This is a genomic window from Pseudomonas sp. TE3728 (genome assembly GCF_056279145.1).
The window spans coordinates 5,250,646-5,272,144 of record NZ_JBWBQT010000001.1 but is presented as its reverse complement, the minus strand read 5'-3'; the positions used below and the strand labels follow the sequence as shown (position 1 = coordinate 5,272,144).

Sequence of the window (21,499 nt, the reverse complement as noted above, 5' to 3'; positions counted from 1 at the left end):
GATGTTGCTTTTAAAAGCGAAGATCAAAAGATCGCAGCCTGCGGCAGCTCCTACATAGGTGGGCGCAATTCTAGGGGGGGGCCTTGTTGGCGATAAGCCGGGATTCTTGTGAATCTTTGTTACCGTTAACGCGATAATCCCTTGGTCTCGTCTTTAGTCGCCTGTAAAGAATCAGCAACTTCGTGTCACAATTTGCCATTCGCCAAGAGAGCACCCCATGGACACCTTGCAAAACATGCGCGCCTTCAGTTACGTGGCCGAGGCCGGCAGCTTCACCGCCGCCGCCGTGCAACTCGACACCACCACGGCCAACGTCTCGCGCGCGGTCTCCAACCTGGAAGCCCACCTGCAAACCCGCCTGCTCAACCGCACCACCCGCCGCATCGCCTTGACCGAGGCCGGCAAGCGCTATCTATTGCGTTGCGAGCAGATCCTGGCCTACGTCGAAGAAGCCGAAGCCGAGGCCAGCGACGCCCACGCGCGCCCGGCCGGGCAACTCAAGGTGCATACCATGACCGGCATCGGTCAGCACTTCGTAATCGACGCCATCGCCCGCTACCGCAAAACCCACCCGGACGTGACCTTCGACCTGACCATGGCCAACCGCGTGCCGGATCTGCTCAACGAGGGCTACGACGTGTCCATCGTGCTCGCCAGCGAACTGCCCGACTCGGGCTTCGTCTCCCAGCGTTTGGGCATCACCTACAGCATCGTTTGCGCCTCGCCCGCCTATGTAAAAGCCAACGGCTGTGCGCACAAACCCAGCGATTTGCTCAACCACGCCTGCCTGCGCCTGGTGAGCCCGGTCATCCCGCTGGAGAAATGGGCCTTCGATGGCCCTGACGGCCAGGAAATGGTCACCATCAACAGCTCACCGTTTTTGGTGAACTCCGCTGATGCGATGAAGACTGCAATCACCAGCGGCATGGGGGTTGGTGTTTTACCGGTGTACGCGGCGATTGAAGGGCTGCGTAACGGCACGTTGGTGCGGGTGATGCCGAACTATCGTTCACAGGAATTGAATCTGTATGCGATCTACCCGTCGCGGCAGTATCTGGATGCAAAGATCAAGACGTGGGTGGAGTACTTGCGTGGGTCGTTGCCGGAGATATTGGCGGCGCATCAGGCGGAATTGACGGCGTATGAATTGAGTGGGAGTTTGGGTGGGGTTCGGGTGGCGAATTGAGCTACAGACGGTCCTACAAATCGTCAATGTTCGGGGATGCTTCCCACGTGTTTTGACGGTTGGTGTGTGGGAAGGGAGATGGGTAGGCTTTGGGGGTCGCTGACGCATCAGCGATCAGGTCTGGAAAACCTGGATCAATCTTTACCTCAGCACATGGCATACTGCGGCGCTTTTTTCTGCTCGCAATGTTATGGCGGCTGTGCGCGGGAGACCTTCGGGTCTGCCGGGTTGTGGTTGGGATTGACCGGTTTTTCCAGTCCGCGCACGGCTGCCACCTTTTGTCTGGAAAACAAAAAGTGGCAGCTCCATCAATCCCAGCATGGAGTAATGCACTTATGTTCAAGCCGACGCCAAATCCCCCTCACATACCCAGCCACTTGTTCCAGGTTGCCCCCGACGCCACCACCGAAACCTTATTGGTCTACGCCTGCGAATCGCTCGCCTCGGCCAGCGTCATGGCCAGTGACTTCGCCGGGTTTCTCGAAGGCACTCATCGCAACACCATGCTGGGCATCCAGCAGGTCATCATGCTGGGCGAACTGGCGGTGAATCGAGTCCTGGACAACATCGACCCACAAGACTGACCCGTACCTGTAGGAGCTGCCGAAGGCAGCTCCTACGCACAACAGCGAAAAAGAATGTTAGCGTGCTTGGCATTCTCCAAGCCCGACGAGCCGCCTCCAATGAAAAAAACCGTCCTCGCCTTCAGCCGTATCACCCCACCGATGATCGAACGTCTGCAACAAGACTTCGATGTGATCGTGCCGAACCCGAAAAACGGCGACATCAATGCCCAATTCAATGAAGCCCTGCCCCACGCCCACGGCCTGATCGGCGTCGGCCGCCAACTCGGTCGCGCGCAACTGGAAAACGCCAGCAAACTGGAAGTGGTCTCCAGCGTCTCGGTCGGCTACGACAACTACGACCTCGCCTACTTCAACGAACGCGGGATCATGCTCACCAACACCCCCGACGTCCTCACCGAAAGCACCGCCGACCTGGCCTTCGCCCTGCTTATGAGCAGCGCCCGCCGCGTTGCCGAGCTGGACGCCTGGACCAAGGCCGGCCAATGGCAAGCCACCGTCGCCGCGCCTTTGTTCGGAAGCGATGTGCATGGCAAAACCTTAGGGATTGTCGGCATGGGCAACATCGGCGCGGCCATCGCCCGTCGCGGACGGCTGGGCTTCAACATGCCGATTATCTACAGTGGCAACAGCCGCAAGGCTGCACTGGAACAAGAACTCGGCGCGCAGTTGCGCAGCCTCGACCAACTGCTGGCCGAAGCCGATTTCGTCTGCCTGGTGGTGCCGCTCAGCGAAAAAACCCGACACCTGATCAGCCACCGGGAACTGGCGCTGATGAAACCGAGCGCCATTCTGGTGAACATCGCCCGCGGCCCCGTGGTGGACGAACCGGCGCTGATCGAAGCGCTGCAAAACAACCGGATTCGCGGTGCCGGGCTGGACGTCTACGAGAAAGAACCGCTGGCCGAGTCGCCATTGTTCCAACTGAAAAACGCCGTGACCTTGCCGCACATTGGCTCGGCGACCCACGAAACCCGTGAAGCCATGGCCAACCGTGCCTTGGCCAATTTGCGCAGTGCCTTGTTGGGTGAGCGGCCGCAAGATCTGGTGAACCCACAAGTGTGGAAAGGCTGACGAAATAAGGGCAGGCGGTTCAAACGCCTGCCCACTCGTTACACAACGTGCAATTCAGTCCGCTGACGAAGAGTAATACGCGCTCAATCTTTGAAAAGCATCAGGCAAATTTGCCAGTTCCCTGCACCATCGAAGCCTTGGGTTTACGGAACACCAGCACATTCCCCAACATCACCAACACCAGCCCCACCAGTGCCGGCGCCGTCCATTGATAGCCTTCGACAAACGCCGACACATTCAGCGCCACCACCGGAAACAGTACGGTGCAGTACGCTGCCCGCTCCGGGCCCATGCGCCCGACCAGCGTCAGGTAGGCGGTGAAGCCGATCACCGAGCCCGGAATCACCAGGTACAGCAACGACCCGATGTAGCGGGCATTCCATTCCATGTCGAACGGGATGCCTTTGACCAGACACCACACCGTCAACATCGCCGCGCCGTAAGCCATGCCCCAGGCATTGGTGGTCAGGGGTTTCAGGCCGGCCTTCTGTTGCAGACTCGACAGCATGTTGCCGGCCGAGAAGCATAAGGTTCCGAGCAGCGCCAAGCCCAACCCGAGCATGGTTTCAGGGCTGGCGGTATGACCGGCCAGCTCTGGCCAGAACAACAGGCCCAATCCGAGCAAACCCAGTGCACCGCCCATCAATACGTTGCGAGCGATTTTCTGACCGAAAAACATCCGTGCGTTGAAGGCATTCCACAGGGTCGCGGTGGAAAACACCACGGCGACCAGACCGCTGGGAATCCATTGGCTGGCGGTAAGAAAGCACATGAAATTGATGCAGAACAGGCACAAGCCCTGCGCCAGGCAGATCAGATGCCCGCGACGGTTCATCACTTGCAGACGGCGGCTGAGCAGCAACATCACGAACAACACCAATGCGGCAAGGCCGAAGCGATAAACGATCGATACTGGAATCGCCACCACGCCCAGTTGCCATTTCAAGGCAATCCAGGTGGTGCCCCAGATCAGCACGGTCAATAAATACAACGAAATGTTCATGGCGACAGCTCCGGGATGGGCAATGCTGTTCACTTTGTGGCGAGCGAGCTTGCTCGCGCTGGGCTGCGTAGCGGCCCCAAGTCCTGGCAAATTTCGCCAGTTTTGTGAGTGCTGCGCACTCAAGCGGGAGCAAGCTCCCTCGCCACAGTGCATTGCCTGATTAGGGGTCCAGTGTGCTGCGCCAATCGTGGGCGCACTTGCATAAACTTGCGCTTTTGTCGGCCGGCGGGCTGGCAGGCCAACCTCTACGGAGTAGGATGCAAGGCGTTGGAGAGAACCGATCATGGCCGCACCAGTGTCACTCGATACCCTGCAAGTCTTTCAAGCGCTTAACCGCTCGCCCAATGCTCGCCTGGAGCACAGCGCCGAGCTCGGTGACGGCATGGCCGCAGCTTTGTGGAACAACCACCACGATGCCCAGGATTACGAAGCGCCGAGCCATCACACCTTGTCTTGCTACATCGCTGGCGGTACCGGTACTTTTCGCCGCGACCAGCCCGGCACCAAGGGCGGCCCGGACAAGCTGTGCATTCTGCCGGCCGACCATCAGTCCGGCTGGGTGATCAACGGCGATATTCGCCTGGCCCACCTGTATTTCAGCCCCGAACAATTTGCCCTTGGTTGCGTCACGCTGCTGGATCGCGAACCTCGGGAATTGCAGTTGCGCGAGCGCACGTTCCTTGAAGACCCGCAGCAAGCCCGGCGCTTTCGGCAGTTGATCGCCCTCAACTGGGATGAGCCGGGCGAACGCCTGCTCACCAGCAGCCTGGCCCACGAAATGCTCAGCCATGCCCTGCTCAGCCAGGTCGGTGTGCGTGAGGGCTTGCGCCTCAAGGGTGGGTTGGCGGCGCATCAGCGGCGGCAGTTGGTGGAGTTCATCGACCATCAAATGGCCGAAGCCATCAGCCTTGGGCAATTGGCGGGGTTATGTGCGCTGTCCGAATATCACTTTGCGCGAATGTTTCGAGTGAGCTTCGGTTTGCCGCCGCATCAGTATGTGTTGGCTCGGCGACTGAGCCGCGCGCGGGAATTGTTGCGCACAACGTCGCAGCCGTTGGGGGATATTGCGTTGGCCTGTGGGTTTGCCAGTGCGAGCCATTTCACCAATCGTTTTCGCCAGGCACTGGGTGGTACGCCTGGGGAGTATCGGCAGGCGTTTTTGCGGTAAAGCAAGATCAAAAGATCGCAGCCTTCGGCAGCTCCTACACTGGATGCTGCAATCTTTTTAACGAGTCTGAAGAGATAGCAGCCTGGAGCCGATTGCCGGATGCAGGCCCCGCCCCCTACAATGCGAACAATTCTTGTTCTCTAACGTATCGAAATACGTCCGGAGCGGTTCCGTTGTCGTCAGCCACTACCGTCGAAGTCCTTTATCACGCCCATCACAACTGGCTCACCGGTTGGCTACGGCGCAAACTCGGCTGCCCTGACAGCGCCGCGGATCTGGCCCAGGACACGTTCATTCGAGTGCTGACGGCACGGGAAACGCCCCAAATCATCGAACCACGGGCGTTCCTCACCACCATCGCCAAGCGTGTGCTGTTCAATCATTATCGCCGCCAGGATCTGGAGCGCGCCTACCTCGATGCCCTGGCGCAGATGCCGGAAATCGTCGCGCCGTCGGAGGAAGATCGAGCGATCATCCTGCAAACGCTGATGGAACTCGACCAGTTGCTCGACGGTTTGCCGCGCCTGGTCAAACGCGCCTTTCTGCTGGCTCAGCTCGATGGTTTGACTTATCCACAGATCGCCGCCGAACTGGGCATTTCCATTGCCACGGTCAAACGGCACCTGAACAAAGCAGCGATGCGCTGCTACTTCGCACGATGAACAGCCCTGCGGATTTCTCCTCTCAAGTGGCTGAGCAGGCCGTGCACTGGTGGATGCAAGTCCAGCAAGGGCCGTTGAACCCCCGTCAGCAAATCGCCTGGCAGCAATGGCTCGATGCGCACGGCGAACATCGACGGGCCTGGGAGCATATTCAGCGGGTCAATCAACGTTTGCGCGGTTTGTCTTCACCGCTGGCCCATGCCGCCCTCAACGCACCGAAATCCGCCGGCCGCCGTCAGGCATTGAAGCTGTTGCTGATTCTCGGCGCGGGTTCCGCAGTCACCTGGGGCATGCGTGAGCACAATCCGCTGATGCCGTTGCTGGCCGACTACCGCAGCCCGATCGGCCAGCGACGTAAAGTGCCGCTCGGCGATAGCAGCCAAGTGCAGCTCAATACCGCCAGTTCGGTCGATGTGCGAGTCGACCGTCAGCAACGGCTGATCCGCTTGCTCGAAGGCGAGATGCTGCTGACCGCCGCCCAGGCGTTTCAAGTACAGACCGCACAAGGCCTGTTGAAAACCCAAGGTGGGCGGCTGAATGTGCGGCAGTTTGCCGATCACACTCAGGTGGCGGTGTTCGAAGGCAGCGTCGAATTGACGCCCGATGGCCGCGCACCGCTGATGCTGCAAACCGCCCGGCAGTTGAGCTTCGGCGCACGCGGCATCGGCGCTCCCCAGCCACTGGACGCCAACAGCGGCGCCTGGGCCGACGGAATGCTGGTGGCCGCACACATGCGCCTGGGGGATTTCCTCGATGAACTGGGTCGCTATCGCCGGGGGCAACTCAAGTGCGCGGCGAATGTTGCCGACCTGCTGATCTCCGGGACTTATCCACTGGACGACAGCGAGCGGATTCTTGATCTGCTGGAAATCAGTTTGCCGGTGAAGGTGAGGCGTTTTACCCGGTATTGGGTGACGGTCGAGGCGCGGGTTTAATAGCAAGATCAAAAGATCGCAGCCTTCGGCAGCTCCTACGCGCCTGTGGGCGCTGCCGAAGGCTGCGATCTTTTGATCTTAAAAAAAAATGTGAGCCGTTTTTCAGATCTGGCGTGACAGAGAAGGAAAGCCCCCTTGATTCAACCTTCTCAGGATCGCCTTTCATGCAACCCTTCCGCGTCACACCGCTAACCCGCACCTTGCGCCAATTCTTGCTGGGCGCCAGCCTGAGCTTCGGCGCACTGCCTCTGGTGCATGCCGCCGACACCAAGCCGTACCACATCGCTCCATCCTCGCTGGAGAACGCCCTCAACCAGTTCGGCCGTGAAGCCGGCGTGCTGATCTCCTTTGGCTCGCAAGTCACCCGCGGTGTGCAAAGTCGTGGACTGGAAGGCAACTACACCCCTTCCCAAGGTTTGAATGCGTTGCTCGAAGGCACCGGCCTGCAAGCCCGCGCCGAGGGCGACAATGCCTTCAGTCTGCAACCAGCAGGTGATACGACGCTGGAGCTGGACACCTCGAAAGTGGTCGGCGACTGGCTCGGCGATGCGGCGCAAACCAACGTCTTCGAACATCCCGGCGCTCGCGATGTAATCCGCCGCGAAGAATTCGAACGCCAGGGCGCGACTCAGGCCAGGGACGTGCTCAATCGCATTCCGGGGGTCAACGCGCCGGACAACAACGGCACCGGCAGCCATGACATGGCACTGAACTTCGGCATTCGCGGGCTTAACCCTCGGCTGGCTTCGCGCTCCACGGTATTGATGGACGGCATTCCGGTGCCCTTCGCACCTTATGGTCAACCGCAGCTTTCGTTCGCGCCGATCAGCATGGGCAACATGGACGCGGTCGACGTGGTGCGCGGCGGCGGTGCAGTGCGCTACGGGCCGCAGAACGTCGGCGGTGTGGTCAACTTCGTAACTCGCGCCATTCCCGATGAGCCGACGGTCAAGGGCGGCTTCCAGACCGAAACCAGTCCATCATCCAGCCACGATGGCTTTAAAACCACCGGCAATTTGCTGGCCGCGGCACGGCCGATAACGGTCTGGGCGGCGCGATTCTGTACTCGGGCACCCGCGGCGGTGACTGGCGCGAACACAGCGACACCGAAATCGACGATCTGATCCTCAAGGGCAAATACCAGCTCGACGAGGCCAACAGCTTTAACGCCATGGCCCAATACTACGAAGGCAAGGCGGACATGCCCGGCGGGCTGAACGTCGCCGATTACGACGCTGACCCGTACCAGTCGACCCGCCCGAAAGACCAGTTCTGGGGCCGTCGCACGATGTTCAACTTCGGCTATCGCTATCAGGAAGATCGCCGCGAGTTCACCGCCAATACCTTTTTCACCAAGACCCTGCGCAGCGGTTATCTGGACCAGGGCACGTTCCTCTCGCTGTCGCCACGCGAGTATTGGGTACGCGGTCTGGAAACCCGTTTCGCCCAAGGCTTCGACCTCGGCCAAACCAGCCATGAAGTCGGCGTCGGCTATCGCTACATCAACGAGGCCGGCCACGAACTGCGCTACCGCACGCCGATCGCCAGCAACGAACTCCCGACCACCAACAGCCGCAACGACCGCGACACTCGGGGCGGCACCGAGGCCAACGCGTTCTTCGTCGATGACCGGATCGACATCGGTAAGTGGACGATTACGCCGGGCATCCGCTACGAGATGATCGAGTCGCAGCAGACCAACAACCTGACCCATGTGAAATACAAAGGCGACTACAACACCGCCCTGCCGGCGTTGAACGTGCTCTATCACCTGACCGACAGCTGGAACCTCTACGCCAATACCGAAGGTTCATTTGGCAGCGTGCAGTACAGCCAGATGCCTAACCGGGTGACCAGCGGCGAAGTCAAACCGGAGAAGGCGCGCACCTGGGAGCTGGGTACCCGCTACGACAATGGCGCGTTGCGTGCCGAGATTGGCGCATTCCTGATCAATTTCGACAATCAGTATGAAAGCAATCAAACCAATGACTCGGTGATCGCCCGTGGCGAAACCCGCCATCAAGGCATCGAAACCAGCATCAACTACGCCCTCGACGATTTGAGCCCGGCACTGGCCGGTTTCGATGTGTACGCGACTTACGCCTATGTCGACGCGACCATCCGCGAAGACGGGCCGAACAAGGGCAATCGCGTGCCGTTTTCTTCGAAACACAAAGGCACGGTCGGCGTCGGTTATACCGAAGGCGCGTGGAAACTGAACCTGGACAGCAGCTATCAGAGTGACCAGTTCGCTGACAACGCCAACACCTCGGCCGAAAGCGTCGACGGCAGCACCGGCAAGATTCCGGGGTACATGTTGTTCAGCAGCCGTGCGGCGTATGACTTTGGGCCGAAACTATCCGATCTTAATGTGGCGGTGGGGGTGAAGAACATCTTCAACCACCAGTACTTCACTCGCTCGTTCGATGACAACAACAAGGGTAAGTACGTGGGAGAACCGCGGACGGTGTATGTGCAGACTTCAGTCGCGTTTTGATTACTACCCCGTTCTGAGGTAAGACACTTTGTGGCGAGGGAGCTTGCTCCCTCGCCACAGGTTTCCATGGAACCACAGGAGCCGGGGAATACCCTAAACAAGAACGGGCCTGCATAAGCAGGCCCGTTTTTTTTGTGGAGAAAGTGGGAAGGTAAAAAGTAAATCAGGCCTCAGCCGTTTTGTGCAGCCTGTTCGTTCTCGAGAAACTCGTCTTCCAGCAGCGCATCGGCCGCAGGCCTTTCGAACGGCACCACAGCGGCACGTGGTTTGCCCCGCAGTTTGCCGAACAGATGTTCAAGCGCATGTTCGAGTTTTTCAGCCGCACCGTCGATCGCCAGTTCCAGGTTAGCGGCTTTATGGGTAACAGAAATCGGTTGATGGCCTTTTGGCCGCGCTTCCAGCTGACAGCGTATATCGTGGGGACCGGGCTTGTCGCCGTTCTCATCCCGCAGGTGGACCTCGACGCGGGTCAGGTCCTCTTCATAACGTTCGAGCGTGCTCTCAATGGTAGTACGTACCCACTCCTCCAGTCGGATGCTGCTTTGAATATGGTTATCGCTATTGACTTGGATTTGCATAGTTCATCCCTTATTTCAGCTAGCTCGCGAGAGACCCTTCGGCTGGCCCTTGGGCTTCATCACCGTGACCTCTTGGTTACACAATCGGTGTGTGCGCAGAACATTTCAACCCCTAAAAAAAGATAAATATTCATTCGCAAAAAAAGCCGGACAACGGGTAAAAGCGCTGTTAATGTCGGGAGTTGGGTCGCCCCTGGCTGATGTTCCAGGCTGCTGTCACATCTGCCGCTCCGCCAGCGGGTGCAGGCTACGAAATATCCCCGCTTCTTCCACCAGCCAGTCATGCACCGCGCGCACGCCCGGATGACTCAACGCGCCCGGCGCATAAAGCAGCACGTAACGCTTGTGATTGGGCACCGCCAGGCCAAACGGCACGATCAACGTCCCGCGCTCGAGTTCATCGTTGAGCAGCGTTCGCCGCGCAATCGCCACGCCCATCCCGGCAATCGCCGCTTCGATGGTCAGGTGATTGCGATTGAAGGTATGCCCGCGCCGCACATCCGCGCCCTCGAAGCCGATGGCGTTGAGGTAGAACTCCCATTCCGCGTATTCGTAACTGCCGCGCCAGGCGGTGATGTCGTGCAGCAACGGAAAATGCACCAGGTCTGCCGGGCCGTGCAGTGGCGGCCTTGCGCGCAACAGGCTGGGGGCGCACACCGGAAAGATCTGCTCATCCAACAAGGTTGTGGATAACAATCCCGGATAACTGCCGTCATTGAGGTCGATGGCCAAATCGAAGTCGCCCTCATGCAATGGCACGCTGCTGTCTTCTGCCACCAGCCGCAATTGAATGTCCGGAAAACGCTGCTGCAAACGCGGCAACCTGGGGGTCAACCACTTGCTCAGGAACGATGGAATCGAGCGCAATCGCAAAATCCCGCTGATCATTCCCGCGTCCAGTCGTCGCAATTCCGCATCGATGCTGCCGTAGGCTTCGTTGACGGTGATAGCCAATCGCTGGCCTTCAGCGCTCAACTCCACACCCCGGGCGCGACGATGAAACAGGCGAAAACCTAGCCGCTCTTCCAGTTGGCGAATTTGCTGACTGACCGCACCCGGCGTGATGTGCAGTTCTTCGGCGCAACGGGTGAAGGACAAGTGCCGCGCGGCACACGAAAACACGTGCAGCCAGACGTAGGTCTGGGCGTGCAATTGGCGACTCATTGTTTAGTCCTGCTAAAGGCTGTCTTAGGAAGTTTCGTTGGTCACATAGGACCGAGGTTGGCAGTATCGCCCAACTTGCGCTTGGCCTACAAAAATGGCGGCGATTTCTCTTCCATTGCTTGTATAGGCTTTAGCATGGCTATCAGTGTTTTCGATCTCTTCAAAGTCGGCATCGGTCCGTCCAGCTCCCACACCGTAGGCCCGATGCGCGCCGCCGCAACCTTCGCCCAAGCACTGATTGACCAACATTTACTGGCCGACGTACGGCGGGTAGAAATCCGCCTCTACGGCTCCCTTTCGGCCACTGGCGTCGGTCACGCCACCGACCGTGCCTGTGTCATGGGCCTGATGGGCGAATGGCCAGACAGCATTGATCCGAACTCAATCGACAGCCGAATCCAAACCTTGCGTGAAACCGGCGAACTGAGTCTTGCCGGCAAGTCGACTATTGCCTTCAACTGGCAGCGCGATCTCCTGCTGCTGGACGAAAGCTTGCCCTACCACCCCAACGCGATGTCTCTGACAGCCTTCGGCGAAACCGGTGAGCTGTTCGAGCAGACGTACTACTCGGTGGGTGGTGGTTTCATCATCGAAGCGGCCGAAGCCGAGTCCGGCATTGCGCCGGCCAGCGATGTGGTCCTGCCCTACGATTTCTCCAGTGCCGCCGAGTTGCTCAAGCTCTGCAACCAGCACGGTCTGAGGGTTTCCGAGCTGATGATGGCCAACGAGCGGGCCTGGCGCAGCGACGCCGAGATCCGTCAGGGCTTGCTGCATATCTGGTCGGTGATGCGCGAGTGCGTCGAGCAAGGTTTGCGTCACGAAGGCATCCTGCCTGGCGGTCTGAATGTTCCGCGCCGCGCCGCGAAATTGCACCGCAGCCTGTTGGAAATCGGCAAACCGAATGTCATCAGTTCCACCCTGTCAGCCATGGAGTGGGTCAACCTGTTCGCCCTCGCCGTGAACGAAGAGAACGCGGCGGGCGGACGCATGGTGACCGCGCCTACAAACGGGGCGGCGGGGATCATTCCCGCCGTGTTGCACTACTACATGAAATTCAACCCGGACGCGTCGGACGATGACGTCGTGGCGTTCTTTTTGGGCGCTGCCGCGGTAGGCATTCTCTGCAAGAAAAACGCCTCGATCTCCGGCGCCGAAGTCGGCTGCCAGGGCGAAGTCGGCTCCGCCTGCGCCATGGCTGCCGCCGGCCTGGCCGACATACTCGGAGCGACTCCCGAGCAACTGGAAAACGCCGCCGAAATCGGCCTGGAACACAACCTCGGCCTGACCTGCGATCCGGTCGGCGGTCTGGTGCAGGTGCCGTGCATCGAGCGCAACGCAATCGCTGCCGTGAAGGCGATCAACGCCACGCAAATGGCCCTGCGCGGTGACGGCAAACACTTCATTTCCCTGGACCGGGTGATCCGCACCATGCGCGATACCGGCGCCGACATGCACGACAAATACAAAGAAACTTCACGGGGCGGCCTGGCGGTGAGCTGGGTGGAGTGCTGAGGAGCACTCCGAAGCAGGTGCCTGCCTGACCGTCCGCAACACGTGAGCCCGAGCAAGAATAATAACGAGGCGAAAACGATGACCGAAATACGTACACCTGCTGCCGATAATCCCGCTGTAGATCTGACCCGCAATAGCGAAACAACCCACAAAGGCTGGAGCAAACACGACACCACCTGGATGCTTGGCCTCTATGGCACGGCGATTGGTGCCGGCACATTGTTCCTGCCGATCAACGCGGGTGTCGGTGGTTTCTGGCCGCTGCTGCTCCTGGCGGTACTGGCCTTTCCGATGACCTTCTTCGCCCACCGCGGCCTGACGCGCTTCGTGTTGTCCGGGCGTTCCGGGGACATTACCGAAGTGGTGGAAGAACACTTCGGCATCGGCGCCGGCAAGCTGATCACGCTGCTGTATTTCTTCGCGATCTTCCCGATTCTGCTGGTGTACAGCGTGGCGCTGACCAACACCCTGAGCAGCCTCATGGAGCATCAGTTGCACATGACGCCGCCCCCTCGGGCGATTCTGTCGCTGGGGCTGATTCTCGGCTTGATGGCGATCGTGCGTTGCGGTCAGGGCGTCATCGTCAAATGCATGAGCGTGCTGGTTTACCCGTTCGTCGCGGCATTGCTGCTGCTCGGCGTCAGCCTGATTCCAAACTGGAACGGCGCGTTCTTCGCCACCGCCAGTGAAGGCATGCCGCTGCCGTTGTTCTTCAAGACTTTGTGGCTGGCGATTCCGGTGATGGTGTTCTCGTTCAACCATTCGCCGATCATCTCGGCCTTCGCCGTCGATCAGAAACAGCGTTACGGCGAACAAGCCGAACGCAAAAGCAGCGGCATTCTCGCGATCGCTCACGCCATGATGGTTGTCACGGTGATGTTCTTTTGCTTCAGCTGCGTGCTGGCGTTGTCCCCGGCTGATTTGGCCGCTGCGAAGGCGCAGAACATTTCGATCCTGTCGTACCTGGCCAACCACTTCCAGACACCGGTCATCGCTTATGCCGCGCCGTTGATTGCGTTGGTGGCGATCACCAAATCCTTCCTCGGCCATTACATCGGCGCCAGCGAAGGCTTTCAGGGCCTGATCGTGAAAAGCCTGCGTGGCCGTGGTCGCGTCATGTCCGCCAGTTGGCTGAACCGCATTACTGCGCTGTTCATGATCCTCAGCTGCTGGGCCGTCGCGACCTTCAATCCGAGCATCCTGGGCATGATCGAAACCCTCGGCGGGCCGATCATCGCGTGCCTGTTGTTCCTGATGCCGATGTACGCCATCCGCCGCGTGCCAGCCTTGCGCCAGTACTCGAATCAGGCCTCGAACGTGTTCGTGGTGTTGATCGGTTTGATTGCACTGTCTGCGATCATCTACTCGTTCATGCCCTGAAACGGGCAGGCAAAAAGAAGGCGGGCCAGAGTGCCCGCCACTTTTTTGCCGTGTTCATTGTTCGACAATTTTTCCGGCATGTCCCTTGCTTTGCCCCTGTAGGAACTGCCGCAGGCTGCGATCTTTTGATCTTCAGCGCCTTCACCGAACATCAAGATCAAAAGATCGCAGCCTTCGGCAGCTCCTACGTTACACGGATGAAAGTACATGAACACGGAAGGCCGATGGTCTGGTGTTGCGAACTAATCCCGATCATGGCCGGTCAACAACTGCACGTTCAATCAGGCGGTGACGCATTATGGACAACCCCTTTCAACTCATTACCGATGCCTTTGCACCGGATTATCAAGTCAACCTGAGCATTCAGGGGCTGGACGGCAGCATCATGCTGACCCTCTCCAAAAGTGGTCGCGTGGTGGCCAAACGGATGATCAGCGCCAAACAGCGCAATGATCCCAAGCGCCTCAGACGCCTGGTGCAAAGTATTCAATTCGGCATCGCCATCGAACAAGGCCACAGCGCCGTGGCCATCCTCGAAGCCATGACCGACGGCGACAATCGCAACCCGCTGCCGCCCTTGGTCAAATCCCGGCCCCGACCTTCAATGGGGCTTTAAATCTCGCCCTTCTCCACTTCGGGATGCTCACCGGAACCCGCACCGATCTTGCGTTGCGGGTGTTCGATCTTCACCGAAGGGAACTGCGACGAGGCGTAACGCACCACCAGAATCGAAAACGCCAGCAGCAGAATCCCGCCGCACAGGTAGATGATCCCCAGGTCCGGCGGATTGTGGTGCGAGACGTTGGAGATCAGCAGCCGGGTCAGCGCGGTGATCGCCACATAGATCAGGAAACGCACCGGCATGTGGTTGGTCTTGAAGTAAATCCCGACCATCGCCCCCAGTTCCAGGTAGATGAACAGCAGCAAGATGTCATCGATCTTGATGTGCCCCTGTTCGAGCATTCCGAGGAATTCCATCACCGCCGCCCACGCGGTCACCGCACCGATGGCGAACAGCGCCAGGTAGTGGAAGGTCTCGACGAACAGGTTGCCCAGGGACTCGGCCAGTTGGTGCACGTTCTGCCGCAGGTTCTCGGCCCAGTTGATTTTCACTTTGATTGTTCCTTAGCTCGGTTCGAGCGGATGATGCGGGTTGGACGTGACGGTTGTTCTGCATGCAGAAAAAAGGCCATATTCTGTTGGGTGAGATGATGGCTGCGTGATATGAGACACGTTGGCGGTGATAGCACGGACGCCATCGCGGGCAAGCCCGCTCCCACAGGGTTCAGCGGTGATCCTTGTGGGAGCCGGGCTTGCCCGCGAATGGAGCGACACGGTTCACCTGACAAACGCCGATTACGGTCTACATTAAAAAGCCACTACCCAAAGCGCAGGGATTCGCTTATCCTTTTCGCTGTATATAAATACAGTAGTCGAAACAGACAACTAATGTGAAGGCATGTGAGGTGGTGAATGGCCGTCGAAGTGGTATACCGCAGCAGCCGAGATCTGGAGCGCTTGTTCATGGATAAAGCCGAAGCTGACCGTCATGACAAAATGCTCGAACTGGCCGAATTGCTGGCTGAAGTGTTGCAAAAAGCCGTTCCGTCCCTGACCGAACAGCAAGTGGAAGAAACCGGGATCTACATGGCGAAGAACCGTGATGTATTCGCCAAGGCATTCAAGAGCCAGCCGGACGCACTGTCCGAACTGTTGAATGCACCCGCCGAAGCCATTGAACCTGTTAAAGCCACTGAACCTGTTGAAACAGCTGCACCTGTTGAAGTAGCGGGCGCTGAGCCGACCAAGCCAGCCAAAGCTGCCAAGACACCCAAGTAAGCAATACCCGAATTGAATAGGCCCTGAGTCAAATGGCTCAGGGCCTTTTTCATGCCTGCGGGAAATCTAGACCTCGGGTTGTTCCAGCGCCTCGACCAACGCCTTGAAGAACCGCGCCGCCTCGCCGCCGGTGACCACGCGGTGATCGAAAGTCAGGGACAGCGGCAGGATCGGATGCACCACCACCGCGCCCTCGACCGCCACCGGTTCATCGCGGATCGCCCCGGCGGCGAGGATCGCCACTTGCGGCGGCACCACCACCGGGTTGGCGTAGCGGCCGAACAAGGTGCCGAAGTTCGACAGGGTCAGGGTCGCACCCATCATTTCCTGGGGCGGGATCGAGCGCGCCTGCACGTCGGCCCGCAGACGCATCACACCTTCTTTCAAATCCGCCGCCGTGCGCTGACCGACATCGCGCAACACCGGCACGAACAAGCCGTCCGGCGTATCCACGGCAATGCCCAGATCGAGCCGTTCGTGTTGCTTGAGCGCCTGGGTTTTGCCATCGAAGGCGCTGTTGAGCACGGGTTCTACGGCGCAGGCGGCCGCCATCGCCTTGGCCAGACGAATCAGCGGTTCACGCGCCTGCCCCCAGCGATGCAGATCGGCATCACCGAAAATCGTCACCGGCACCACTTCGGCGTGGGACCTGGCCATGTTCAGCGCCATGCTGCGTCGCACCCCGCGCAGCTTCTCGCCGCCGAAGCGTTCGCGTTCCGTCTGGGCTGCGTTTTCCACGTCACTGCGGGTGATCTGGCCGCCCTGACCGGAGCCGGCCAAGGCGCTCAGTTCAACACCGAGTTGACGAGCCAGTTGACGCACCGCCGGCGTGGCACGGTTCGCCAGGTGCTCACGAGTCGAAGGCGCAGCGCCTATGAAAAATGCATCCTCCTGATTCGTGCCGCCGCCCTCAAGCCGTCCCACCACGGTGCCCGCATCCGCGTCGCCTTCGTAACCGAGCAGAGGTTCGCCAACGTGAAGGATGTCGCCCTCGCCACCAAAGGTTTTTGCCACCACACCGTCGTAGGGCGCAGGAATGTCCACCAGCGCCTTGGCGGTTTCCACCGACACCAGCAGTTGGTCGGCTTTGACGGTATCGCCGACCTTGACGTGCCAGCGGACAATTTCCGCTTCCTGCAAGCCTTCGCCCAGATCCGGCAGTTTGAAATATTTCATCGCAACCTCCTCGGCCTCAGGCGTTTCTTCAGGGGTAGTGCTGCATGACGGTGTCGCAGGCATGAAGAATGTCTTCGATGCCGGGCATGTACAGCGATTCCAGTCGATACAGCGGCGGCGGAATGTCTGGCGCGGTGACTCGCTGGATCGGTGCCTGCAACTCCAGAAACACCCGTTCGTAGAGACTGGCGGCGATTTCCGCACCGACTCCGCAGGAGCGCGGCGCTTCATGCACGATCACGCAACGACCGGTCTTGCGCACCGAGGCTTCCATCGTGTCGAGGTCCAGCGGTTTGATACTGGCGACATCGATCACTTCCGCCGAGACGCCTTGCTCGGCCAGTTGCGTGGCGGCTTGCAGGGTTTCCATCACGCTGGCGCCCCAACTGATCAAGGTAATGTCACTGCCTTCACGCAGGGTGAAACAGCTGTCCAGCGGCAGGCGCTTGCCGTCATCCAGCAGCGGTTGCGGGTTCATTCGATAGAGTCGGGTCGGTTCGAGAAATATCACTGGATCCGGGTCGTCGATGGCTGCGAGCAACAAGCCATAGGCCCGGGCCGGCGAGGATGGGATCACTACCCGAAGCCCCGGAATGTGCGCGAACAGCGCTTCAGTGCTTTCGCTGTGATGTTCCGGCGCGCGAATCCCTGCGCCCATGGGCGAGCGCATCACCATCGGGCAGGTGATCCGCCCGCGCGTGCGATTGCGCATGCGGCTGGCGTGGGACACCAGGTGCTCCATGGTGGCGTAAATAAACCCCATGAACTGGATTTCCACCACTGGTTTCAGGCCTTGGGCCGCCATGCCCACCACCAGCCCGCCGAGCATGGTTTCGGCCAGCGGCGAGTCGATCACCCGCTTGAAACCGAAGGTGTCGCGCAGGCCCAGCGTGGCGCGGAACACGCCACCGTTTACCCCGACGTCTTCACCGAGGACGATGACGTTCTCGTCCTCGCTCATGGCCCGATGCAACGCCAGATTCACCGCTTCCAGCAGCGTCACTTTGCCGTTACTCATCGCTCGAACCCCCTGTCCGGCGCGCCACGCGTTCAAGGAAATCGTCACGTTGCTCGGCCAGGGCTTGCGGCCATTGGGCGTAGACATGATCCATCACCGATTCCGGCGCCTGCAGGCCCGCCGCTTCGAAGTTATCCACAGCACGCTGCACCAAACCCTGGCATTCGCTGATTAGCGCCTGTTCGCGGCCTTCGTCCCACACACCCTGCCCTGCCATAAACCGTTGCAGGCGTTTGATCGGTTCTTCGAGCCAGGCCTGCTTGACCTCGTCCGCCGACCGGTAGCGCGTGGCATCGTCGGCGGTGGTGTGATCGCCGAGCCGATAGCTCAGGCATTCGAGCAACACCGGGCCTTTACCGTGACGTGCCCGTTCGAGGGCGGCTTGCACGCGGTCGTAAACGGCGAGCATGTCATTGCCGTCGACTTGCTCCCCGTGGAACCCGGCGCCAATGGCTTTCTGCGCCAGCGTCGGAGCGCCGCACTGGATTCGTCGCGGCACCGAGATCGCCCATTGGTTGTTGTTGACCATGAACACCACCGGCAACTGCCAGGCGCCAGCAACGTTGAGTGCCTCGAGGAAATCGCCTTTGCTGGTTCCGCCATCGCCGCACGTAGTGACAGCGACCCGATGCTCGCCGCGGATCTTGAAGGCGCTGGCGACGCCACAAGCATGCAGGGCCTGGGTGGCGATCGGCACGCAGATCGGGAAGTCCTGGGCCACCGCCGGGTCGGCAAAGTCGCTGCCACGCTCGTCGCCGCCCCAATACAGCAGGATTTCTTCCATGCGTACACCGCGCATCAATTGCACAGCGGTGTCGCGGTAATACGGGATCAGCACGTCTTCGGCGTGCATCAGGCTGCCGACCGCGACACCAATGGCTTCCTGGCCCAGGGTCGGCGCGTAGGTGCCGATACGCCCGGTGCGTTGCAAGGCGACAGCTTTCTGATCGAAAAGGCGGGTCAGGACCATCTGCCGATACAGACGCGTCAACAGATTGAAATCGTCGGCCCAGGCGGGAAGATCGCCGAGTGGCAGGCCATCAGGGGATAAAAATCGGGTGTAAGGCAGCTCAACCTTGTGAAGCATCACAGGGCTCCTGGCACGCGGGAATTGGCGTGCATTTGTCAGGCCCGGCGCTTGTGACGCAGGGCTTGGGGAGCAACGGCCGGATAGGCTCTCACTCCTTTCAAACTTTTCACCGGTACAACACTTTCTCCGCCAACTCATCCGCCACCCGGGCCGGAGAGCGCTTTTCCGCCTGGGCATGGGCGAAGACTTCGGTCAGCCGTGAACTGATTTTCGACAGGTGCGCGGTGATGGTCGTCAGCTCTTCCCCGCGGTGTTTGAGCGACACGTAGATCAGCCCACCGGCATTGATCACGTAATCGGGCGCATACAAAATGCCCCGGCGTTCCAGTTGATCGGCGATTTCCAGATGGATCAGTTGGTTGTTCGCCGAACCGGCGACCGCTGCGCAGCGCAGTTGCGACACACTGTTGGTGTTTAGCACACCGCCCAGGCCGCAAGGCGCGAGTATGTCGCACGGTGTGCTGAGCAGTGCATCGTTGGCGATTGGATGAGCACCCAACTGCTCCATGGCCAGCTGCACCTTGCCGTGATCGATGTCGCTGACCAGCAGCTCGGCACCGGCGGCGTGTAGCTGTTCGGCCAAGGCATAACCGACATTGCCCAGGCCTTGAATGGCTATGCGCAAGCCTTCGAGATTATCGCTGCCCAAGCGGGCCATGGCGGTGCTGCGAATACCAGCGAATACGCCCATGGCGGCATGCGGTGCAGGGTCGCCCGCGGCGGTGGTGCTGGTGACAAATTGCGTGTGTTGAGCGATGCAATCCATGTCCGCCACCGAGGTGCCGGCGTCGATGGCGGTGATGTAGCGACCGTCGAACTGATTGATCCAGCGCCCGAACGCTTCGAATACTGCGGCGCGGTTTTCCACATGGGCCGGGCGAACAATCACCGCTACGCCACCGCCCTGAGCCAGGCCGGCCAGGGCCGCCTTGTAACTCATGCCTTGGGCAAGGCGCACAGCATCCTCGATCGCGGATTCATCGCTGGGGTAAGCAAGGTAACGACACCCGCCCAGGGCAGGTCCCAGACGGCTGTTGTGGATGGCAATCACCGCCTTCAACCCGGTGACCGGATCGACGCTCAGGTGCAGCGATTCAAGGCGAGTGCTTTGCATGAGAGCGAACATCGTAGGGCTCCCGAATCACTTCTTGTAGTCGCCAGTATAAGCTTGTGCACAAAAATTGCAGAAACGCCCCGGAATAAGCGGCGTCGCTTTAGAGGCTTTCGGACATAACCTGCTAGCGCCTGTGCCCGACACTGGACGAAAGCCTGAGACGGGGCTAAAACGAGGCATTCCCCGGAGATTTTGATGACCCCGCGCCAACGTTTTTTCGACTGTCTGCAACGATCACCGCCCGCGCTGTTCGAGGCGGCGCTGTGGATGGCCGTCGAACACGATAAGGAACTGAATCCCAAGACGGTGCTGGCGGATTTCAAGGACCTGCAACAGCGGGTCAGCTACGGGTTGCCGATGCTGCCGGTGAGTGAATTGGCCCAACCGTTGTTGCGCCGAATGAATGACCTGGGGTTCGCTCAGGACGACTCCACGCCCTTGCGTCCGCAAGTGGCGTTACTCAATAAGGTGTTGGAGCGTCGGCGGGGCCAACCGCTGGTGCTGGGCCTGATTGCGCTGGAACTGGCCAGAAGGCTGGAGATCCCCATGGTTGGGGTCAACTTCCCCGGGCATTTCCTGCTGCGGGTGCAAGGCGCCGATCATCTGCTCGACCCTTGCGGCGGGCGACGGCTATACCCCAACGACTGCCGGGAGTTACTGCAACGCCAGTACGGCCCGAACATGCAGCTCGGCGCCGAGCATTTACTGACAGCCGAACCGGTGCAGATGCTGCAGCGGCTGTCGCGCAACCTGCGCCAGTTGTACCTCACGAATGATGACTACATCGACGCCCTGATCGACGCCGAGCGCGTGCTTGAATTGGGCAACGCCAGCGCCTCCGACTATCTGGCCCGGGCCAGTCTCTACCAACGGCTGGACTGCCCGAATGCCGAGCGTTTTGACCTGGAGCATGCGCTGCTGCTCTGTGACGACCCGATCCAGCGGATTCGCCTCACCGAACGGCTCGGGCATTTGCCGCCCAACTCGGTCGTGCATTAAAAGCAAAAGATCGCAGCCTTCGGCAGCTCCTACATGGACCGTGTTCACCGCCATTCATGCGCATAAACACCGATCCGGTTCACCGCCATTCATGCGCATAAACACCGATCCGGTTCACCGCCATTCATGCGCATAAACACCGATCCGGTTCACCGCCATTCATGCGCATAAACACCGATCCGGTTCACCGCCATTCATGCGCATAAACACCGATCCGGTTCACCGCCATTCATGCGCATAAACACCGATCCGGTTCACCGCCATTCATGCGCATAAACACCGATCCGGTTCACCGCCATTCATGCGCATAAACACCGATCCGGTTCACCGCCATTCATGCGCATAAACACCGATCCGGTTCACCGCCATTCATGCGCATAAACACCGATCCGGTTCACCGCCATTCATGCGCATAAACACCGATCCGGTTCACCGCCATTCATGCGCATAAACACCGATCCGGTTCACCGCCATTCATGCGCATAAACACCGATCCGGTTCACCGCCATTCATGCGCATA

Annotated in this window: 19 protein-coding genes and 2 pseudogenes; 12 read left to right on the top strand and 9 right to left on the bottom strand. The window is 59.7% G+C overall.

Annotation, left to right across the window (positions count from 1 at the left end; all coding sequences use genetic code 11):
* The first annotated feature begins 217 nt into the window (after positions 1-217).
* The 3 genes from ACZ89R_RS23050 to ACZ89R_RS23040 all read left to right on the top strand — a co-directional run bounded on the left by ACZ89R_RS23050 (position 218) and on the right by ACZ89R_RS23040 (position 2,844).
* Positions 218-1,186 carry a LysR family transcriptional regulator gene (locus tag ACZ89R_RS23050; protein WP_429544481.1) on the top strand — a complete coding sequence of 323 codons (969 nt, stop codon included), beginning with the start codon at positions 218-220 and terminating at the stop codon, positions 1,184-1,186.
* 335 nt (positions 1,187-1,521) lie between these two features.
* Positions 1,522-1,770, top strand: a complete 249-nt coding sequence (locus ACZ89R_RS23045; RefSeq protein WP_052966667.1) for a DUF6124 family protein — start codon at positions 1,522-1,524, stop codon at positions 1,768-1,770.
* 99 nt (positions 1,771-1,869) lie between these two features.
* On the top strand, positions 1,870-2,844 hold the full coding sequence (locus ACZ89R_RS23040; protein WP_429544482.1) for a 2-hydroxyacid dehydrogenase: 975 nt from the start codon (positions 1,870-1,872) through the stop codon (positions 2,842-2,844).
* A 100-nt stretch (positions 2,845-2,944) separates the two neighbouring features.
* On the opposite strand, the gene ACZ89R_RS23035 is transcribed toward ACZ89R_RS23040, so the two are convergent.
* Positions 2,945-3,847: a DMT family transporter gene (locus tag ACZ89R_RS23035; protein ID WP_429378105.1), complete on the bottom strand. Its 903-nt coding sequence runs from the start codon at positions 3,845-3,847 to the stop codon at positions 2,945-2,947.
* Between the two features lie 283 nt (positions 3,848-4,130).
* Here ACZ89R_RS23035 and ACZ89R_RS23030 point away from each other — a divergent pair, with 283 nt between their 5' ends.
* The 4 genes and pseudogenes from ACZ89R_RS23030 to fecA all read left to right on the top strand — a co-directional run bounded on the left by ACZ89R_RS23030 (position 4,131) and on the right by fecA (position 9,109).
* Positions 4,131-5,015: a helix-turn-helix transcriptional regulator gene (locus ACZ89R_RS23030; RefSeq protein WP_429542542.1), complete on the top strand. Its 885-nt coding sequence runs from the start codon at positions 4,131-4,133 to the stop codon at positions 5,013-5,015.
* Between the two features lie 173 nt (positions 5,016-5,188).
* Positions 5,189-5,677, top strand: coding sequence for a sigma-70 family RNA polymerase sigma factor (locus tag ACZ89R_RS23025; RefSeq protein ID WP_063341509.1), 489 nt, complete (start codon positions 5,189-5,191; stop codon positions 5,675-5,677).
* Positions 5,674-6,612 carry a FecR domain-containing protein gene (locus ACZ89R_RS23020; protein WP_429544483.1) on the top strand — a complete coding sequence of 313 codons (939 nt, stop codon included), beginning with the start codon at positions 5,674-5,676 and terminating at the stop codon, positions 6,610-6,612. The genes ACZ89R_RS23025 and ACZ89R_RS23020 overlap by 4 nt, the downstream gene beginning before the upstream one ends.
* A gap of 164 nt (positions 6,613-6,776) precedes the next feature.
* Positions 6,777-9,109: pseudogene (gene fecA / locus ACZ89R_RS23015) on the top strand (TonB-dependent Fe(3+) dicitrate receptor FecA).
* A 170-nt stretch (positions 9,110-9,279) separates the two neighbouring features.
* Here fecA and ACZ89R_RS23010 read toward each other — a convergent pair.
* Positions 9,280-9,687, bottom strand: a complete 408-nt coding sequence (locus tag ACZ89R_RS23010; RefSeq protein WP_429544484.1) for an HPF/RaiA family ribosome-associated protein — start codon at positions 9,685-9,687, stop codon at positions 9,280-9,282.
* Positions 9,688-9,903: 216 nt separating this feature from the next.
* Positions 9,904-10,851 (bottom strand): LysR substrate-binding domain-containing protein, encoded by a 948-nt coding sequence (locus tag ACZ89R_RS23005; protein ID WP_008070487.1) that lies wholly within the window; start codon positions 10,849-10,851, stop codon positions 9,904-9,906.
* A 135-nt stretch (positions 10,852-10,986) separates the two neighbouring features.
* On the opposite strand from ACZ89R_RS23005, the gene ACZ89R_RS23000 reads away from it, so the two are divergent.
* Positions 10,987-12,363, top strand: a complete 1,377-nt coding sequence (locus tag ACZ89R_RS23000; protein WP_063341512.1) for an L-serine ammonia-lyase — start codon at positions 10,987-10,989, stop codon at positions 12,361-12,363.
* 78 nt (positions 12,364-12,441) lie between these two features.
* The gene (locus ACZ89R_RS22995; protein ID WP_429542539.1) at positions 12,442-13,743 is read left to right on the top strand and encodes a serine/threonine transporter; all 1,302 of its coding nucleotides are present in this window, start codon (positions 12,442-12,444) and stop codon (positions 13,741-13,743) included.
* Here ACZ89R_RS22995 and ACZ89R_RS22990 read toward each other — a convergent pair.
* Positions 13,725-13,904 carry a hypothetical protein gene (locus ACZ89R_RS22990; protein WP_429544485.1) on the bottom strand — a complete coding sequence of 60 codons (180 nt, stop codon included), beginning with the start codon at positions 13,902-13,904 and terminating at the stop codon, positions 13,725-13,727. The genes ACZ89R_RS22995 and ACZ89R_RS22990 overlap by 19 nt on opposite strands.
* Positions 13,905-14,041: 137 nt before the next feature.
* On the opposite strand from ACZ89R_RS22990, the gene ACZ89R_RS22985 reads away from it, so the two are divergent.
* The gene (locus ACZ89R_RS22985) at positions 14,042-14,359 is read left to right on the top strand and encodes a DUF3509 domain-containing protein (RefSeq protein ID WP_429544486.1); all 318 of its coding nucleotides are present in this window, start codon (positions 14,042-14,044) and stop codon (positions 14,357-14,359) included.
* Here the strand turns inward: ACZ89R_RS22985 and ACZ89R_RS22980 are convergent.
* Positions 14,356-14,856, bottom strand: a complete 501-nt coding sequence (locus ACZ89R_RS22980; RefSeq protein ID WP_008014507.1) for a phosphate-starvation-inducible protein PsiE — start codon at positions 14,854-14,856, stop codon at positions 14,356-14,358. The two genes, ACZ89R_RS22985 and ACZ89R_RS22980, sit on opposite strands and share 4 nt — an antisense overlap.
* A gap of 360 nt (positions 14,857-15,216) precedes the next feature.
* Here ACZ89R_RS22980 and ACZ89R_RS22975 point away from each other — a divergent pair.
* Positions 15,217-15,471: pseudogene (locus ACZ89R_RS22975) on the top strand (YebG family protein); the annotation flags it as partial.
* A 177-nt stretch (positions 15,472-15,648) separates the two neighbouring features.
* Here ACZ89R_RS22975 and ACZ89R_RS22970 read toward each other — a convergent pair.
* From ACZ89R_RS22970 to ACZ89R_RS22955, 4 genes are all read right to left on the bottom strand, one after another.
* Positions 15,649-16,758, bottom strand: coding sequence for a dihydrolipoamide acetyltransferase family protein (locus ACZ89R_RS22970; protein WP_429544487.1), 1,110 nt, complete (start codon positions 16,756-16,758; stop codon positions 15,649-15,651).
* 28 nt (positions 16,759-16,786) lie between these two features.
* On the bottom strand, positions 16,787-17,776 hold the full coding sequence (locus ACZ89R_RS22965) for an alpha-ketoacid dehydrogenase subunit beta (RefSeq protein ID WP_123496700.1): 990 nt from the start codon (positions 17,774-17,776) through the stop codon (positions 16,787-16,789).
* Positions 17,769-18,863: a pyruvate dehydrogenase (acetyl-transferring) E1 component subunit alpha gene (gene pdhA, locus ACZ89R_RS22960; protein ID WP_429544488.1), complete on the bottom strand. Its 1,095-nt coding sequence runs from the start codon at positions 18,861-18,863 to the stop codon at positions 17,769-17,771. The genes ACZ89R_RS22965 and pdhA overlap by 8 nt, the downstream gene beginning before the upstream one ends.
* Positions 18,864-18,972: 109 nt before the next feature.
* Positions 18,973-19,992: a Glu/Leu/Phe/Val dehydrogenase family protein gene (locus tag ACZ89R_RS22955; RefSeq protein WP_429544489.1), complete on the bottom strand. Its 1,020-nt coding sequence runs from the start codon at positions 19,990-19,992 to the stop codon at positions 18,973-18,975.
* Positions 19,993-20,175: 183 nt separating this feature from the next.
* On the opposite strand from ACZ89R_RS22955, the gene ACZ89R_RS22950 reads away from it, so the two are divergent.
* Entirely contained in the window at positions 20,176-20,979 is an 804-nt protein-coding gene (locus tag ACZ89R_RS22950) for a SirB1 family protein (protein ID WP_429544490.1), read from the top strand.
* Positions 20,980-21,499: the final 520 nt, after the last annotated feature.

Bases quoted from the DNA above. Each gene is read 5' to 3' on its own strand.
- ACZ89R_RS23050 (WP_429544481.1), top strand. From the start codon at position 218: ATGGACACCTTGCAAAACATGCGCGCCTTCAGTTACGTGGCCGAGGCC.
- ACZ89R_RS23045 (WP_052966667.1), top strand. From the start codon at position 1,522: ATGTTCAAGCCGACGCCAAATCCCCCTCACATACCCAGCCACTTGTTC.
- ACZ89R_RS23040 (WP_429544482.1), top strand. From the start codon at position 1,870: ATGAAAAAAACCGTCCTCGCCTTCAGCCGTATCACCCCACCGATGATC.
- ACZ89R_RS23035 (WP_429378105.1), bottom strand. From the start codon at position 3,847: ATGAACATTTCGTTGTATTTATTGACCGTGCTGATCTGGGGCACCACC.
- ACZ89R_RS23030 (WP_429542542.1), top strand. From the start codon at position 4,131: ATGGCCGCACCAGTGTCACTCGATACCCTGCAAGTCTTTCAAGCGCTT.
- ACZ89R_RS23020 (WP_429544483.1), top strand. From the start codon at position 5,674: ATGAACAGCCCTGCGGATTTCTCCTCTCAAGTGGCTGAGCAGGCCGTG.
- ACZ89R_RS23010 (WP_429544484.1), bottom strand. From the start codon at position 9,687: ATGCAAATCCAAGTCAATAGCGATAACCATATTCAAAGCAGCATCCGA.
- ACZ89R_RS23005 (WP_008070487.1), bottom strand. From the start codon at position 10,851: ATGAGTCGCCAATTGCACGCCCAGACCTACGTCTGGCTGCACGTGTTT.
- ACZ89R_RS23000 (WP_063341512.1), top strand. From the start codon at position 10,987: ATGGCTATCAGTGTTTTCGATCTCTTCAAAGTCGGCATCGGTCCGTCC.
- ACZ89R_RS22995 (WP_429542539.1), top strand. From the start codon at position 12,442: ATGACCGAAATACGTACACCTGCTGCCGATAATCCCGCTGTAGATCTG.
- ACZ89R_RS22985 (WP_429544486.1), top strand. From the start codon at position 14,042: ATGGACAACCCCTTTCAACTCATTACCGATGCCTTTGCACCGGATTAT.
- ACZ89R_RS22970 (WP_429544487.1), bottom strand. From the start codon at position 16,758: ATGAAATATTTCAAACTGCCGGATCTGGGCGAAGGCTTGCAGGAAGCG.
- ACZ89R_RS22965 (WP_123496700.1), bottom strand. From the start codon at position 17,776: ATGAGTAACGGCAAAGTGACGCTGCTGGAAGCGGTGAATCTGGCGTTG.
- pdhA (WP_429544488.1), bottom strand. From the start codon at position 18,863: ATGCTTCACAAGGTTGAGCTGCCTTACACCCGATTTTTATCCCCTGAT.
- ACZ89R_RS22955 (WP_429544489.1), bottom strand. From the start codon at position 19,992: ATGTTCGCTCTCATGCAAAGCACTCGCCTTGAATCGCTGCACCTGAGC.
- ACZ89R_RS22950 (WP_429544490.1), top strand. From the start codon at position 20,176: ATGACCCCGCGCCAACGTTTTTTCGACTGTCTGCAACGATCACCGCCC.